We start from the raw sequence: 15,001 nt of genomic DNA, 5'->3' as shown, positions 1-15,001 counted from the left end.
CAAGGGTAACGTTACGTTACGCGCGGACACTCGCAAGGCGACCCGAGGTGGGCTTGTACAATGCGCGACGTGCCAACGATGGAAGGAACCATGACCCGGCCGTTGCTTGCCCGTCCTCTGCTGTGCCTGATTTTGCTGTTGGTGTGTTACGCGACGCATGCATCGACCGAAGCATCCTCACCCCCGCTTCCGCCTTCCACGCTGTATGGTCCGCTGTTCGTCGCGGTGCAGAACGCGCGACTCTTTGCCGACGAAAAGACCTTCGCGGACATGGACCCGATCGGTCCGCCCGATCAGATCGTCGAGACATACGCGCGTATGAAGAGCCAGCGTGGCTTCAATCTGAGCGCGTTCGTCTATCAGCATTTCGTTCCTGCGCATCGCGCACCTGCCCCGGCTCCTGCCGATACGCGCGTCGATATCGACACCCACATCGAGACACTCTGGTCGGAGCTCGAACGCGCGCCGGACTCACCGGCTTCGCCTTTCTCATCGCAACTCGCCCTGCCCCGGCCCTACCTTGCACCCGGCACGCGCTTCAACGAAATTCGCTACTGGGACTCGTACTTCCTGATGCTGGGCCTCGAAGCCGACGGACGGCATGCACAGGCCATGAATCAGATCGACGACATTGCTTCGCTCATCGATCGATACGGATATATGCCCGCGAGTAACCGGAGCTATGACCTCAGCCGGTCGTCTCCGCCGTTTTTTTCGTTGATGGTCGATCTCGTCGCGCGACACGACGGCGCTCAGGCCTATCGACGCTATCGCCCGGAGCTCGAACTCGAATACGCGTACTGGATGGACGGCGCGTCGCGACTCGTCAGCGGCGCCGCGTGGCGCCGCGCGGTGCGCCTTTCCGACGGCAGCGTTCTCAACCGCTATTGGGACGACAACGCGACACCTCGCGATACGTCGTATCGCTCCGATATGGCGTTGGCCCAACGCGTCGATGGAGCGACACAAGCTGCGACAGCGAAACGTACCGAAGCGCTGCTGCGCAACCTGCGCGCTTCGGACGAAAGTGGATGGCCGGCAAGCTCGCGATGGATGAGCGACCCGAAGCGCGCATCGACGTTGCGCACGATGTCATTGATTCCCGTCGACCTCAACGCCCTGCTCTATCACCTCGAGATCACCCTGGCCCACGCGTATCGCGTCGAAGGCGATCGTGCCCACGCAGAGAACATGTTGCTGCGCGCCGCGCAGCGCAAGTCGGCCATGCAGCGACTGATGTGGGATTCGCAGATCGGCGCGTTCAGTGATCTCGACTGGATGACAGGCAAGCTCACGCATGACTTGACCGCCGCCACCCTGTATCCGCTCTTTGCGCATGTCGCGACGTCCGCGCAAGCGGCCACGGTCGCTCAGACGACGCGCGAGAAGCTGCTCGCAAGCGGCGGCGTCGTCACGTCAACGGTGGCGAGCGGCGCGCGGTGGGACGCTCCGTTTGGCTGGGCACCGATTCAATGGATCGGCATCGTCGGTTTTGGCGAATACGATCACGCCGATCTCGCGCGCACGATCGCGAAACGCTGGGTGAGCACGAATCTCGACGCCTATGCACGCACGGGCCGGCTCTCGGAAAAATATGATGTCGTTGCGCCGGCGCACAACGCGCGTCTGATCGCGAGCGAGATGTCGACGAGCAGCATCGGAGAGACCGGTGTGTCTCCTGTCGACCACGGCGCGGGATGGACTGCCGGGGTGTTGCGAGGGGTGCTCGCCACATACCCCGGTATCGCCTCCGCGCCCGCGTCTGCCGCGCCCGCAACACGCCCCTAACTAACGCACGCACGCGCGCGCGCCAATCGGAATGCGCGCAGACTCTCTCGAGTCGACGTGCAATCGACTTGCTCAAAGCGGAGCGTAGAGCGGTGCTTGATACAGCGCTTCAAGCGATCGCTTAAATCCGGTGCTTAAAGCGGGTACCTGAAGCGCGCACAAGGGTTCAATGCAGTCAGTGTCGGTGTCGACGCCCTGCATGAAGCTCAGGCGGATTCGACTCGTCGCGCGGCTCCGTCAGTGCGTGAGCCACGATAAAAACGAGCGCTGCCAGAAACACGATAAACGCCCACATCCAATACGGTATCAAGTCAAACATGATGCCCTCCCGTGCGGCTATTTATTGTTCTGATACTGCTGGCCGATCGAGACGCGCTTACGAGCGATAAGCCAGATCGCCCCACGCGTTGTGCTCGCCCGACGATGCTCAGGGGCGCTGTCGACGGCCTTTGCCTGCGTCAATGTGAATGGCGGCAGAACGACGCGTACCGGTGTCGGAACGGCGTCGATATTCGATTTCGATCACACGACGGCGTTGCGGCCGCAGGGCGCGGGTCGCGCTCGCCAACCGTCCGGTGATGCGAGCAAAGAGGGACTTGATCGCGTGAATCGCGTCTGTCAAATGAGTCTTCATTGTTTGCCCGTCCCCTATGTCTTTCTACGTCCTCAATCTACGTGCTGCCTCAGCGTTTCACTCTTACCTCTGATTTAGCAAGCTTCGGGCCCGCTCGCTGATTCAGTCGGCGCGACAGCGCGCGCGTTCAATCAACCTTCCCACACTTTATCGCCGCGCGCTACTGCGCAACGACCCTAGGTTACAGAAGCATTTCCACGGTCTAAAAATAAAAAAGCCGGCAAACGCCGGCTTTTCCTGATGAGCGGAAACCGCTCGCCGGACCCGTCGGAAGCGCCCACCCCACAAAGGGTCACGATCCCGATAAATCCAGCATAGGACAAATTAACGCATCTGAGTGCTGAGCAATCCCACGATCTGCTGTGCCTGCGACGTCGTCAGGATCTTGCCCGATTCGTCGACGACCGCGACGCGCGTCGAGTTCTCGGTCAGCGCGCGAACATTGATGCGATATTGCTTGGCTTCCTTGTCCTTGTGGCCGTGGAACAACTGGCTCCAGAAGCCTTGTTCGTCGGACGTGTGGTCGTTCGGATCCACATAGCGGATGTAGTAAATACCCTTCGTACGATCCTTGTCGTCGACCGTGAAACTCGCGCGATCGAGTGCGACGCCGACCGCGAGCCACGCGCGATCGTACGACGTATTCATATTGATTTCGGTGACCTTCGGTTCCGCACCGGTCGACTCGGTCGCATTGGCGTTGGCAGGCGCCGCGGCAGGCGCTGCTGCGCTCGCCCCCGATGCCGGCGCGGTATCGTCGGCGATCGGCTGGCCGCTCGTCTTGTTATACGAAATCGTCTGCATCAGCCGGCGCAGATATTCGACTTCGAGCGTCGGATCGTTCGGCGCGGCAGCCCACTCGCGGTTTTCGTTGTTCTGACCCGTCAGTTGCTCGGTCAGGCCACGCTCGCTGATGAACACGTAGGTCGAACCATCGGGACCCGCTTCGATCCGCGTGCGGTACTTATATCGGCTTGCGGCCGTGAACGCGCTGTCGAGGCTCTTGCCGATGAAGTTGCGCACGAAGCCCGCGTCGATGCTCGGACGCTTCTCGTTCCAGTCGGTTTCCATCACGCCCGATTTGCGCGATTCGACGACCAGCAGGAAACCCTGCTGCTGCCAGAATTTGCGGATCTGCGGCCACAGCACCTGGCTGTCTTGAGCTTCGACCACGAGCCAGCGTTCATTGCCGTCACGCTGGAGGTGAACGCCAGGCAACGACGGCAGCACCGAATCCGTCGTCTTCGGCGCGGTCTGCTCGGTTTGCGTCAGCGAGCTCAGCGACGCCTGACCATTCGTCGGCGCAGCAAGGCGCTGATCCGCGACCTGTGCGGTCAGATCCGGCGGTGCCGCGAGATTGGGCCCCTTGGTCTTTTCGGTACTTTTATATTCGATTGCATGCGGGTCCGGAGCGCTGCACCCGGCGGCCAGACCTGCCAGGGCGGCAAGCACTGCAACGTTCAGCGTAAGTCGATGAGCAATAACTTTCATGGATTCCTTCGGGCGCGCCACGGACCACCTTCCGTGGGATCAACTGGGCATTTTACCGGTCTTGCGGCGATCATTGCAAAAACAGCGCTGCCTGCCGATTTCCGGACGTTGCCGCGCGATGTCAAGCCTCCCCTGCGCGCACCGTCGCGAAGCGTTCATGCGCGTCACCGAACGCTTGCAAATGTCATCTTAAGCCCGCAACATCGACGTTCGCCTCCGTGGGTCCCAACCTTTTTGGGGGCGAAGAATGGCATTTGAGCCCGCGTCTACGCGGGCTTTCTTTTTTGGTGCGCCATCACCGTTCTTTTGAGGCGCCATCGCCGTTCTCCGGCCGCGCAACGACCGTCACGCGGCCTGCGATGGTCGCTGCTCGCGCGATATACCCACTGGTTGACCGCTCAGTGAGCAGGTCTCGACCGACGCGTCGTACAGACCGGCGTATGTCTCGCGCGGCAACACGTTCTTGTCGTCGCCCGGTCGCAGCCAGGCCCCGAGCTTCACAGGCTGCACACCCATGACATCGGCAAACGTTCGCCACGCGCTATTGCTGTTGCCGGTCGTGATGTCGTCGCCCGCTCCGCCCGATACGCGATATTCGATATGGGCGTCGTTAAGCGCCTCAGCCGCAACCAGCACACGTTCCCAACGCCGCAATGCATCGACGCCGTTGCTTTCGCATACGATGCGGCTCGGCTGTCCCGGATGATAAAAGCCTGAAAGACCGCGTCGCGTCGATGTGTGTTGCGACGCGGCGCCATCGCTCGAAAAGACCCACGCCTTCAATTGATCGCGGCGCGAGCCGATTGCGCGCGCGGCGCCGCTCTTGCGGTCCGTCGCAAGGCCGTGCAATTCCCCGATCAGCCGGCCATCTTCGTAGAGCGCCCAATAGGCGTGCGCGCCGAGCCACAGGATCCGGTATTCGCGTGCTTCAATCTGAAACATGGTCTGAGGCCTCTCGATCCGCGGATGACCATTGTGTTTGAAGAGCAGCGAACCCAATACAACAAAACGATCACACCAACTCGAATCATCACGCGTCGTATTGAGATCCACAGCACCCATAAACCGGTCGACCTTTTTTAGATTTAATTCACGCGACAATCGAGATTCAATCATCTAAACAACACAAAAATAAACGAAACAAAACCAAAAAATAATACGAAAGGAAAGTATTCGGGAGAGATAACCCGGGAAGATAGCCGGCGGGTCAGAAATATTGAAAACCGAAATAACGCCTATAAAAAAAGCCGATTCGGGACATCCCCGAATCGGCTTTGGGTGCACCGCACATCCGATTGACCGATCGCCTGAACGGCAAATCGCCTGAGCGTCTGAACGCTGATCACCTGAACGCCCGGTCTGCCGATTCCCGTACTATTTGGCCACCGGCATCGTAAATTCAGCGCCCTTCGCGATCGAATCCGGCCAACGCTGCATCACACTCTTGTAGCGCGTGTAGAAACGGACCCCCTCTTCGCCATAAGCGTGATGATCCCCGAACAACGAGCGCTTCCACCCGCCGAACGAATGCCACGCCATGGGGACCGGAATCGGCACATTAATACCGACCATGCCCACCTGAATCTGACGCGCGAACGCACGAGCGACGCCGCCGTCCGACGTGAAGCACGACACACCGTTGCCGAATTCGTGCTGATTGATCAACTCGACCGCCGACGCAAAATCGGGCACCCGCACCACGGACAGCACCGGGCCGAAGATCTCCTCTTTGTAGATCTTCATGTCGGGCTTCACGTTGTCGAATAACGTCCCGCCGAGGAAGAACCCCTCCTCATGTCCGGCGACCTGGTGGCCCCGCCCGTCAACGACGAGCTTTGCGCCTTCCGCAATACCGGCATCGATATACCCCTCGACCTTTGCCTTGTGCGTGCCTGTCACGAGCGGCCCCATCTCCGCATCCTTTTCCATGCCGTTCTTGACCGTCAGCGCACGCACACGCGGTTCGAGGCGGTCGATCAGCTCGTCGGCAATATGACCCACTGCGACGGCCACCGAAATCGCCATGCAGCGCTCGCCGGCCGAACCGTAGCCGGCGCCGATCAGCGCATCGACGGCCTGATCGAGGTCGGCATCGGGCATGACGACGAGGTGGTTCTTCGCACCGCCAAGCGCCTGGACGCGTTTGCCGCGCGCTGCGCCCTGGGTGTAAATGTATTCGGCGATCGGCGTCGAACCGACAAACGAGAGCGCCGCGACATCCGCGTGTTCGATCAGCGCGTCGACGGCTTCCTTGTCGCCCTGCACGACGTTGAAGACCCCGTCGGGGCAGCCCGCTTCCTTGAGCAGTTCAGCAAGGCGAATCGAGCATGACGGGTCACGCTCCGACGGCTTGAGCACGAAGGTGTTGCCACATGCGAGCGCCATCGGAAACATCCAGCACGGCACCATCATCGGAAAGTTGAACGGCGTGATGCCTGCGGCCACGCCCAATGGCTGGCGCATATTCCAGTTGTCGATGCCGCCGCCGATCTGCTCGCTGTACTGCCCTTTGAGCAGCTGCGGCGCGCCGCAGGCGAATTCGACGACCTCGATGCCGCGCGTGACTTCGCCACGTGCGTCCGTGAACACTTTGCCGTGTTCTTTGGTGATGAGCTCGGCGAGCTCGTCCGCATGCTGGTCGAGCAATTCCTTGAACTTGAAGAGAATGCGTGCGCGCTTGAGCGCCGGCGTCTCGGCCCACGCGGGAAACGCCGCTCGCGCGGCCGCGACAGCGCTGGCGACCTCGGCTTTCGATGCGAGCGGCACGCGCGCCTGCACTTTGCCCGTGGCGGGATTGAATACGTCGCCCGTGCGGCCGCTTGTTCCCGGCTGCACTTTGCCGCCAATGAAATGCGTGATGTTCCGGACCGCGCTATCGCTTGCGTGAGTGTCGCTCATGCTGTGTCTCCGAATCGTTCTGGATTGTCCCTGATCGTGTCTGGAACCGCCGCCAATGCGCCGCGCAGCCTCCATCCCGCGCTCCGCCGTGCGCACGTTGGTCGCGCCACTATGTGCCCCGCCGCCCGGTGCGCACATAGGCAGTTACCCAACTGCGATGACAACTGTATTGGTCGCAATATCCAAACTGTATTGGCAAAATGCGCCAGCCTTTCGTACGATCGAACTTCATCACGTCCGATTGCATGTGACCGGATCGATTGTGGGCGCCGCCCCCGTGAAGGACGACTTGCGACGCCGGCTCGTGACCCTTGATCCGTGACCTGCGGCCATTGCTCGCCCTGCCCGTTTTCAACGACCGACCGCCATGATCGAACTCGAACTTGTCCGCCAGCGCGCCAACGCGCCCACGCTTGTCGAACAACTTGTCAGTGCGTTCTCGGATGCGATCGAGCGCCACGCGCTCAAAGCGGGTACGCGTCTGCCCTCCGTCAGGCGGCTGGCCAAGGATCATGCGCTGAGCACGTTCACCGTCACCGAGGCTTATAACCGCCTCGTGTCGCTCGGCTTCGTGGTGGCGCGGCGGGGCTCCGGCTATCGCGTCGCGAGCCGGCCCTCTGCGGCGCGCGGCGACGCACCAGGTTGGGAGCCGCCCACGCTGAACGCAACATGGTTGCTGTCCGACGTATTCGCGGATCATTCCGTGCCGATCAAGGCGGGCTGCGGCTGGCTGCCGAACGAATGGGTCAACGAGGCCGGCCTGCATCACGCCCTGCGCGCAGTCAGCCGTACGCCGGCAGCCCGGCTCGCCGACTATGGCCATCCCTATGGCTTCGCGCCGCTGCGCGAACGTGTCGCCGCCGAACTCGATCGGTATGGGGTACCGGCCGATGCATCGAGCGTGTTGCTGACTCAGGGTGCAACGCAGGCGCTCGACCTCATCGTGCGCACGCTGCTTCGCCCCGGCGACGCCGTGGTCGTCGAAGATCCGGGCTACTGCAACCTGCTCCAGATCCTCAAACTTGCAGGCCTGAAGGTGCATGGCGCGCCCCGCACGCCCCAGGGTTTCGACCTCGAGGCGCTCGAAGAGATCGTAGTCACGCACAAGCCCAAGGCGCTCTTCATCAACACCGTGCTGCAGAACCCGACGGGCGCAAGCCTGAATATGGCGGCGGCATTTCGCGTGCTGCAGATTGCCGAGCGTCACGATCTGTGGGTCATCGAGGACGACGTGCATCGCGAACTCGCGCCGGCCGGCCCGCCGATGCTCGCCGCGATGGAGGGACTCAGGCGCGTCGTGTACGTGAGCAGCTTTGCGAAAACGATCAGCCCGGCGCTACGCTGCGGCTATGTCGCCGCCGAGCGCGACGTGTTGCGTGAACTCGCACGCACCAAGATGGCGGTCGGACTCACGTCGTCGGAAACGACGGAGCGGCTTGTCGACAAAGTCCTGGTCGAAGGCCGCTACGCGCGGCACGTCGAATTCGTCAACGACAAGCTCAAGGATGCCCATGCGCGCGTCGAACAGTACGTCGACGAACTCGGGCTCGAGCTGTTCCACCGGCCGCAAGCGGGCCTCTACCTCTGGGTGCGGCTGCCGATCGAGGCCGAGCGCGCCAGCGAAGTCGCTACGCGTGCATTGCGCTACGGGATCTGGCTGGCGCCTGGCTCGTATTTCAGGCCAGAGGATCAGCCGTCTCCATGGTTCCGCTTCAACGCGCCGTACGCGACGGATCCGAGACTCTGGGAATTCGTCGCGCAAGAAGCGCGGGCAGCGACGGTGTAGTCCGTCAGTTCGGTCAGTTCGAACCCGGATGCTGCTTCTGATAGTCGTCGAGCGCCTGCAGCGTGTTGTTCACGTGCTGCTCGGGATCCATGCTCGAGTACGCGTACCAGACATGGCCGTCCGGCTCGATCACATACGACACGCGATTGGCCATCGGCATCGCCGGCAGGGTCGCGTCATACGCCTTCATGATCGAACGGTCTGCGTCGGCGGCCACGGCAAATTTGCTTCGGCATTCGCTGACCGAAAACTTGTTGAGCGTGTCGATGTTGTCATGCGATACGCCGATCACCGTCGCATGACGCGCGTGAAACTGATCGACCGCATCGGCGAACAAATGCGCCTCGATCGTGCAACCCTTGGTGAACGCAGCCGGATAGAAATAGAGCACGACGGGCCCTTTCTTGAGCGCGTCGGCGAGCGAGAAATCGAATACCTTGCCGCCGATCGACGCTTGCGTCTTGAAGTCGGGCGCGGGGTCGCCCTTCTTCAATTCGGCATGCGCCACGGGCGCGGCGCCGAGCAGCGAAACTGTGACTGCCGCGGCAACCATTGCGCGACGCACGGCACTGGACGCGATATCGGACACGAAGCGCGCAGACACGAAACGCGCGGCCGTGGAAAGCGTGGACGTGAAAGGCGAATTGAAAGCCTGCGAGCGGTCCGCACCGCCCCGGGTGACGGACCTGAGGAACTTGCGCATCTGAGTCTCCGAACGGGCACAACGCCCAGACGCGTATTGTGCCCGTCCGCCCGCCATCGTGCTCGGACTTGCCCTGACTTGACCGGACTTGCCCGTCCTCGCTGAGCCTTGCTCAGGCGTGAGCGGACTTCGCGTCTTCGCGAGTACGCGGCGGATCGAACATCGGCACGAGCTCGGGGCTCGAAATCGAAAAACGCGCGACCGTGCTCGCGTGGTGCGCAAGCGCATGCACCATGCCCCGGTCGGGGTCCATCTCCTCGAGCATGCGCAGGATTTCCATATACCGGCCGCCGCCGCGAATGCGGTCGAAATGCAGGCGACGCAGACGCTGCATCAGGCCATACATATCTTCGTTGCGACGCGCGCTGGTGCTCTGCACGGCGACATACCGCTCGAACAACCGCGGAAGACCGCAGATGAATCCGAGCTGCGCGAGCACGGCGCGATAGTGCGGGCGCTCGCCGTCCGGACCGACGAACCCTTCGTTGGCGGCCGAACCGATTGCCGTCTTGATCAGATAGTACGCATACACGAGGCGCTGACCGCCGCCCGGCGTCTGGTTCGCAATGACGTCGAGTTGCTGGATCAGCCTGCGTTCATGCTGCGACAACGTCACCCCGTCGGCGCTTTCCGTCGACGCATCGGCGCCGTCGCCGCCCAGCTGATACCACCAGTCGTCCTCGTTTTCCGAAGCGAGCTCGGCCAGGTGTTCCGCCACCGATGCCGAATTGTGCGCAAGATTCGGTTCGACTTCGTCGCGAATCCAGTAGAACGTGTCGAATCGTCCGCACAGATAATCGTCGGACAACGTCGTCCCACCGGCGCCTGGCGTCGCCTCTTCGGTATTGCGCTTGGGCATCCCGGTTTCTTCGTCTTCGTTGACGACCTGGCGCTTTTCCGTTTCCCGGCGCAGCGTCTTGTTGACGCGCTCCTGGTCGAACACGGCGAACACGGTGAACTGCGGCATCGTCAGCAGCGCGTCGATCGCGCGCAATGCATCGGCAAGGGCAACCGGCCCGCATTTGTCGAGACCCTCAAAGAACACGACCACGCGGCCGATCGGCACGACGGGCTTCTTCGCTTCGACCACGGTCGGCGTGCTCAACGTCTCGACAATCGCTTCGTCTTCGTCGTCGGCGCCCTCAACTGAAGGATCGCCACCCTCTTCGTCCTCGCCCGAGTTCGCGGCGTACTCACCGACACCTTCGGTCGCCACGGCCGTTGCCACCGAAACTTCGGTGTGCGTGCTTGCCGGGGCGCGCGCTTTGGCCGGACGCATCGAGCGCGGAGGCCGCGACGGCGGTGCGTCGTTCGGATTGCCGCCGGGCGACGCGGCCGCGAGTTCGGCGCGCGCATTTTCGAGTTCGCGCTCGGCGGCATTCAGCACTTCGCGCGCATCGCCAAACCCGGTTTCGCGCTTGGCGAGCACGGTCACTTTCGCAACGCCCTTGGCCTTCTCGCGCACGATCTCGCGTTCGACTGTCGTTTCGATTTCCTTTTCGATGCCACGCAGATAGCTGATGGCGCGCGCCGGGCCGAACAGGCCGATTCGGAATGCGATCACGGCGGCGGTCAGTGCCACGCCGAAATCGCCCACCAGTCGCGCGATCTCTTCCGGCATGAACCGCGCAAGGTAGTCGGTGCCGATCGAATCGAACGCGACCGTCGCGGCAGCGGTGGCCAGAATCGACAAGACCGTTGTCACGAGGAAAATCAGGGGACGGCGCTTGGCGATCGTGACGAGCGACGACGCCAGCATGCGTGCGCGACCCATCCGGGTGCTCGCATCGCTCATCAGCGATTTGATGGTCGCGATATCCATGTTTCGCACGCCGAGGTCGCGCGAAAAGCGTTCGAGGCGGGGTTTGTCGGCGCTCAGGTGCTTGTCGAAGATCCCCTGCGTGACTTCGACCGCAACCGTGTCTTCGTTGCGCACGCGCTTGCCATAGATCGTCTCATACGCCTGTCGGGCGCGTTCGAGCCCCTCTTCGGCTTTCGTGACGCGTTCACGCGCGCGCATGACGCGCACCGCCTGGTCGTCGAGCTTGAACGTGTGCGTGAGTTGCGCGGCGAGCGGATCGGCATCGGCCGCCTCACCCGCCTGCACCGGGCCGAGCTTGAGCTCGGCAAACAGATGTTCGACGAAGGTGCCCCAAAGCTGGCCTGGTTCGCCCGGGAGAGGATGAAAACGTACGACGGCGAAACGGCCTTCGCGCTGCGCGTCGGCCGCCTGGGTCGCCGGGTCGTCCTTGGTCAGATCGCGGATCTTGGTGATCACGCGGTCGACAAACAGCCCTTTCGAGCTCGCCGAGTCGCCAAACAGGGCGATGGAGGCCGGAGCCGCGGGACCGCCTGCCACGATGACCTTGGCAAACGCGGCCGCTTCGGCCGACGCAAGTTTTCGATGCTGCTGATGCGCGCTGTCGCTCATGACCCGATTCTTTTTTATGCTGCGTGTGGTAACTGTCGCGGGTTCGATGCCGAGACGCCCGCTCGAGCTAGTTAACGGTTATCGGGCTGTAATCTTTAGGTAGCGACCCGGATAGGGCCATGGATGGCCCTCACGGATGGGCTCATGAATGGGCCTCCCGGGGCGCACCACCGTTCCGGTCATGGGCAGCGTCAGCGCGCCGATCGGCTGACACAATCGTCATCGCGGCGCATCGGCTTCACGGATCAGATCGTGATCAGATCGCGTACAGGTCCACATACTCGTTGACGGCCATCGACTCGAGCGTGCGCCGATCGAGCGATGCCGCCAGAATCGCCTGCTGCTGTTTCGCCGGAAATCGGCGCGCGAGGTTCGTCCGGAATTTCTCGATCAGCAACGGGATGCCATCAGACCGCCGGCGCCGATGGCCAATGGGATAGTCGACTTCGATTTCCTCGAAGCGCGTGCCGTCCTCGAACTCGATCGTCAGGGCATTGGCGATCGAACGTTTGTCGGGATCGTGATAGTCGCGCGTCAGTTGCGGATCTTCGACGCAGATGATTTTGGCGCGCAACGCATCGATACGCGGATCGGCCGCGACATCGTCTTCATAGTCGGACGCCGTCAGACGGCCAAAAATCAAGGGCACCGCCACCATGTATTGAATGCAGTGGTCGCGATCTGCCGGATTCGCAAGCGGACCCTGCTTGTCGATGATCCGGATCGCCGCCTCATGGGTGCGGATCGACACGCGGCGAATCGATTCAATGCTGCGCCCCGATTCGACGAGCTGCACATGCAGGGACATGGCGGCCTCCGCCGCGGTCTGCGCATGAAACTCGGCCGGAAATGCAATCTTGAAGAGCACATTTTCCATCACATACGTGCCGTATGGACGCTGGAACGCAAGCGGCTTGCCACCGAACAGCACGTCGTAAAAGCCCCAGGTTTTTGCGCTCAGCACCGACGGATAGCCCATCTCCCCCGTACTGGCGATCAACGCAAGCCGCACCCCGCGACTCGTGGCGTCGCCCGCCGCCCAGGACTTTCGGCTACCCGTATTCGGTGCATGCCGGTAGGTGCGCAAAGCATGGCCGTCGACCCAGGCGAGCGAGATCGCGTTGATCAGCTCGTCGCGCGAAAGGCCGATCATTTGCCCGACAACGGCGGTTGTCGCAAGTTTGACGAGCAAAACGTGATCGAGACCGACACGGTTGAACGAATTCTCGAGCGCAATACACCCCTGGATTTCATGCGCCCGGATCATGGCGACCAGCACGTCGCGCATCACGAGCGGCGCTTTACCCGAGGCGACGCGCGTGCGGGACAGCCAGTCGGCCGTCGCGAGAATCCCGCCGAGGTTGTCTGACGGATGACCCCACTCCGCGGCAAGCCACGTGTCATTGAAGTCGAGCCAGCGGATCATCGCGCCGATATTGAATGCTGCCTGCACGGGGTCCAGCTGGAATGATGTACCGGGCACCTTCGCGCCGTGCGGCACGATGGTCCCGGGCACGATCGGGCCCATCAGCTTGGTACAGGCGGGATACCCGAGTGCTTCGAGCCCGCAGCCCAGCGTATCGATCAGGCAATGCGCGGCCGTGTCGAGTGCGAGTTCGTTGTCGATCGGCGTGTCGAGCACGTAGTTGGCGATGTCGACAAGGACGCCGTCGGGCGGAGGCCGCACGCCGGCGGAACGTTGAGCGGATTCAGACATGGTCTCCCTCCTGGGTTCGGTCCACGTGGTTCGTTCAATCCGTTTAAGTCGGTCCTGTCAGGTTCCTGCATCGTAGCGGAGCGCAATGTGCCTGTCGGAGCAGCGCAACCTTGGCCGTCGGCCAAAGATGCCACCCGCCTTGCGTGCCATCCTGCAGCAAGTCACCGTCATCGGCAGCAAGCCCCGCGCCGCAACGCCCGGTAACACGCGGCGGATGCCGCACAGGCGCGGCAAATGCCCGCTACACTGCTGCATTTCCCCCACCCGCTACGCACGATCATCGCCATGAACGTACTTATCACCGGCGCCTCGGCCGGCTTCGGACGCGCTATTGCCCAACGTCTCGTCAAGGACGGTCACACCGTTTTCGCCACCGCGCGCCGCAAAGACAAGCTCGACGAACTGGTCGCATCGCTCGGCTCGAAGCTGATCGCATTCGAACTCGACGTGCGCGATCGCGAAGCGACCGCGGCCATCGTCAAGCAGATCGAGGCGACGCACGGCCCGATCGACGCCCTCGTCAACAATGCCGGCCTCGCGCTCGGCCTGGGCCCCGCTCAGCAATCGTCGCTCGATGAATGGGACACCATGATCGACACGAACATCAAGGGCCTGGTCTACATGACGCATGCCGCGCTGCCGGGCATGGTCGAGCGCAATCGCGGATGGATCATCAATCTGGGATCGGTCGCTGGCACCTACCCGTATCCGGGCGGCAATGTGTATGGCGCGACCAAGGCGTTCGTCCATCAGTTCACGATGAACCTGAAGTCGGACCTCGTCGGCAAGAAGGTTCGCGTGACGTCGATCGAACCGGGCCTGTGCGGCGGCACCGAGTTCTCGGTCACGCGCTTTGGCGGTGACGAGCAAAAAGCCGCGAACGTCTATCAGGGCACGCAGCCGATCACCGCGGACGATATCGCGGAGACCGTGTCGTGGATCATGTCGCTGCCCGAGCACGTGAATATCAACGCGATCGAAATGATGCCGACCTGCCAGGCACTGGGCGCATTCAACATCGTGCGCACGCCGGGCTGATCCGGTCGGGCTGATCCTGCGTCAGACGCAAAAAAACCCGGCAGGATCGCTGCCGGGTTTTAAACGTGCCGCACGGGTGGGCGGCACGAGGAGTGATCGTCGAGTGGCAATTCGGGGAGGGAATCGCCGGACAACCCCGCGCCGCGATGTCATTCCATCAGCGGCGCGGTTCGTTCTACAAACTCAACTTATTCCTGAGCGTTGCTCGGAACAGCCGTCTTTGCATAACGAGCCTGGCTGTGTTGCGTAGCAACAGCGTACGTGCCCGACGTAGCGGCGCGCGTCACGGGGAATTCGTTACGGCCACGTTGTTGTTCGAGCTGACCACCAGCTTGAGCAGCAACCAGTTGAGCCTTGACTTGCTCACGGGTCAGGCCCGTGCTTTGTTGCGCGAAAGCGGGAACAGCAGCAGCGAAAGCGGCCGAAACGAGCAGAGCGGATACGAGAGTGCGCTTCATGGTGTAACTCCTGATTATTGAATCCGGGGATTCGGCCGGGTCCAGTTCTGGACCGCT

The 15,001-nt window shown here is 62.3% G+C and carries 11 protein-coding genes; 3 read left to right on the top strand and 8 right to left on the bottom strand.

What is annotated here, in order from left to right:
* Nucleotides 1-90: 90 nt before the first annotated feature.
* On the top strand, nucleotides 91-1,788 hold the full coding sequence (locus ACMFWR_RS09375) for a trehalase family glycosidase (protein WP_413194718.1): 1,698 nt from the start codon (nucleotides 91-93) through the stop codon (nucleotides 1,786-1,788).
* A gap of 175 nt (nucleotides 1,789-1,963) precedes the next feature.
* Here the strand turns inward: ACMFWR_RS09375 and ACMFWR_RS09370 are convergent, their stop codons facing one another.
* From ACMFWR_RS09370 to ACMFWR_RS09355, 4 genes are all read right to left on the bottom strand, one after another.
* Nucleotides 1,964-2,107, bottom strand: a complete 144-nt coding sequence (locus ACMFWR_RS09370; RefSeq protein WP_413194717.1) for a hypothetical protein — start codon at nucleotides 2,105-2,107, stop codon at nucleotides 1,964-1,966.
* A 639-nt stretch (nucleotides 2,108-2,746) separates the two neighbouring features.
* Entirely contained in the window at nucleotides 2,747-3,913 is a 1,167-nt protein-coding gene (bamC, locus tag ACMFWR_RS09365; protein ID WP_413194716.1) for an outer membrane protein assembly factor BamC, read from the bottom strand.
* 345 nt (nucleotides 3,914-4,258) lie between these two features.
* Complete coding sequence (locus ACMFWR_RS09360; protein ID WP_413194715.1) at nucleotides 4,259-4,855, bottom strand: hypothetical protein; 597 nt, start codon at nucleotides 4,853-4,855, stop codon at nucleotides 4,259-4,261.
* 432 nt (nucleotides 4,856-5,287) lie between these two features.
* The gene (locus ACMFWR_RS09355) at nucleotides 5,288-6,811 is read right to left on the bottom strand and encodes a CoA-acylating methylmalonate-semialdehyde dehydrogenase (protein ID WP_413194714.1); all 1,524 of its coding nucleotides are present in this window, start codon (nucleotides 6,809-6,811) and stop codon (nucleotides 5,288-5,290) included.
* Between the two features lie 367 nt (nucleotides 6,812-7,178).
* On the opposite strand from ACMFWR_RS09355, the gene ACMFWR_RS09350 reads away from it, so the two are divergent.
* Nucleotides 7,179-8,597: a PLP-dependent aminotransferase family protein gene (locus ACMFWR_RS09350; protein WP_413194713.1), complete on the top strand. Its 1,419-nt coding sequence runs from the start codon at nucleotides 7,179-7,181 to the stop codon at nucleotides 8,595-8,597.
* A 13-nt stretch (nucleotides 8,598-8,610) separates the two neighbouring features.
* On the opposite strand, the gene ACMFWR_RS09345 is transcribed toward ACMFWR_RS09350, so the two are convergent.
* The 3 genes from ACMFWR_RS09345 to ACMFWR_RS09335 form a co-directional block, all read right to left on the bottom strand.
* Nucleotides 8,611-9,162, bottom strand: coding sequence for a peroxiredoxin (locus ACMFWR_RS09345; RefSeq protein WP_413194836.1), 552 nt, complete (start codon nucleotides 9,160-9,162; stop codon nucleotides 8,611-8,613).
* A 250-nt stretch (nucleotides 9,163-9,412) separates the two neighbouring features.
* Nucleotides 9,413-11,731 (bottom strand): hypothetical protein, encoded by a 2,319-nt coding sequence (locus ACMFWR_RS09340; protein WP_413194712.1) that lies wholly within the window; start codon nucleotides 11,729-11,731, stop codon nucleotides 9,413-9,415.
* Nucleotides 11,732-11,987: 256 nt separating this feature from the next.
* Nucleotides 11,988-13,448 (bottom strand): bifunctional 2-methylcitrate dehydratase/aconitate hydratase, encoded by a 1,461-nt coding sequence (locus tag ACMFWR_RS09335; RefSeq protein ID WP_413194711.1) that lies wholly within the window; start codon nucleotides 13,446-13,448, stop codon nucleotides 11,988-11,990.
* Between the two features lie 285 nt (nucleotides 13,449-13,733).
* On the opposite strand from ACMFWR_RS09335, the gene ACMFWR_RS09330 reads away from it, so the two are divergent.
* The gene (locus ACMFWR_RS09330; protein ID WP_413194710.1) at nucleotides 13,734-14,486 is read left to right on the top strand and encodes an SDR family NAD(P)-dependent oxidoreductase; all 753 of its coding nucleotides are present in this window, start codon (nucleotides 13,734-13,736) and stop codon (nucleotides 14,484-14,486) included.
* A gap of 188 nt (nucleotides 14,487-14,674) precedes the next feature.
* On the opposite strand, the gene ACMFWR_RS09325 is transcribed toward ACMFWR_RS09330, so the two are convergent.
* Nucleotides 14,675-14,944: a DUF4148 domain-containing protein gene (locus tag ACMFWR_RS09325; RefSeq protein ID WP_413194709.1), complete on the bottom strand. Its 270-nt coding sequence runs from the start codon at nucleotides 14,942-14,944 to the stop codon at nucleotides 14,675-14,677.
* Nucleotides 14,945-15,001 lie beyond the last annotated feature (57 nt).

It is taken from the genome of Pararobbsia alpina (assembly GCF_965118125.1).
Lineage (GTDB): Bacteria > Pseudomonadota > Gammaproteobacteria > Burkholderiales > Burkholderiaceae > Pararobbsia > Pararobbsia alpina_A.
This window is presented reverse-complemented; position numbering and strand designations above follow the sequence as displayed.

Excerpts from the sequence above, each read along its gene's own strand:
- ACMFWR_RS09375 (WP_413194718.1), top strand. The coding sequence starts at position 91 with ATGACCCGGCCGTTGCTTGCCCGTCCTCTGCTGTGCCTGATTTTGCTG.
- ACMFWR_RS09370 (WP_413194717.1), bottom strand. The coding sequence starts at position 2,107 with ATGTTTGACTTGATACCGTATTGGATGTGGGCGTTTATCGTGTTTCTG.
- bamC (WP_413194716.1), bottom strand. The coding sequence starts at position 3,913 with ATGAAAGTTATTGCTCATCGACTTACGCTGAACGTTGCAGTGCTTGCC.
- ACMFWR_RS09360 (WP_413194715.1), bottom strand. The coding sequence starts at position 4,855 with ATGTTTCAGATTGAAGCACGCGAATACCGGATCCTGTGGCTCGGCGCG.
- ACMFWR_RS09355 (WP_413194714.1), bottom strand. The coding sequence starts at position 6,811 with ATGAGCGACACTCACGCAAGCGATAGCGCGGTCCGGAACATCACGCAT.
- ACMFWR_RS09350 (WP_413194713.1), top strand. The coding sequence starts at position 7,179 with ATGATCGAACTCGAACTTGTCCGCCAGCGCGCCAACGCGCCCACGCTT.
- ACMFWR_RS09340 (WP_413194712.1), bottom strand. The coding sequence starts at position 11,731 with ATGAGCGACAGCGCGCATCAGCAGCATCGAAAACTTGCGTCGGCCGAA.
- ACMFWR_RS09335 (WP_413194711.1), bottom strand. The coding sequence starts at position 13,448 with ATGTCTGAATCCGCTCAACGTTCCGCCGGCGTGCGGCCTCCGCCCGAC.
- ACMFWR_RS09330 (WP_413194710.1), top strand. The coding sequence starts at position 13,734 with ATGAACGTACTTATCACCGGCGCCTCGGCCGGCTTCGGACGCGCTATT.
- ACMFWR_RS09325 (WP_413194709.1), bottom strand. The coding sequence starts at position 14,944 with ATGAAGCGCACTCTCGTATCCGCTCTGCTCGTTTCGGCCGCTTTCGCT.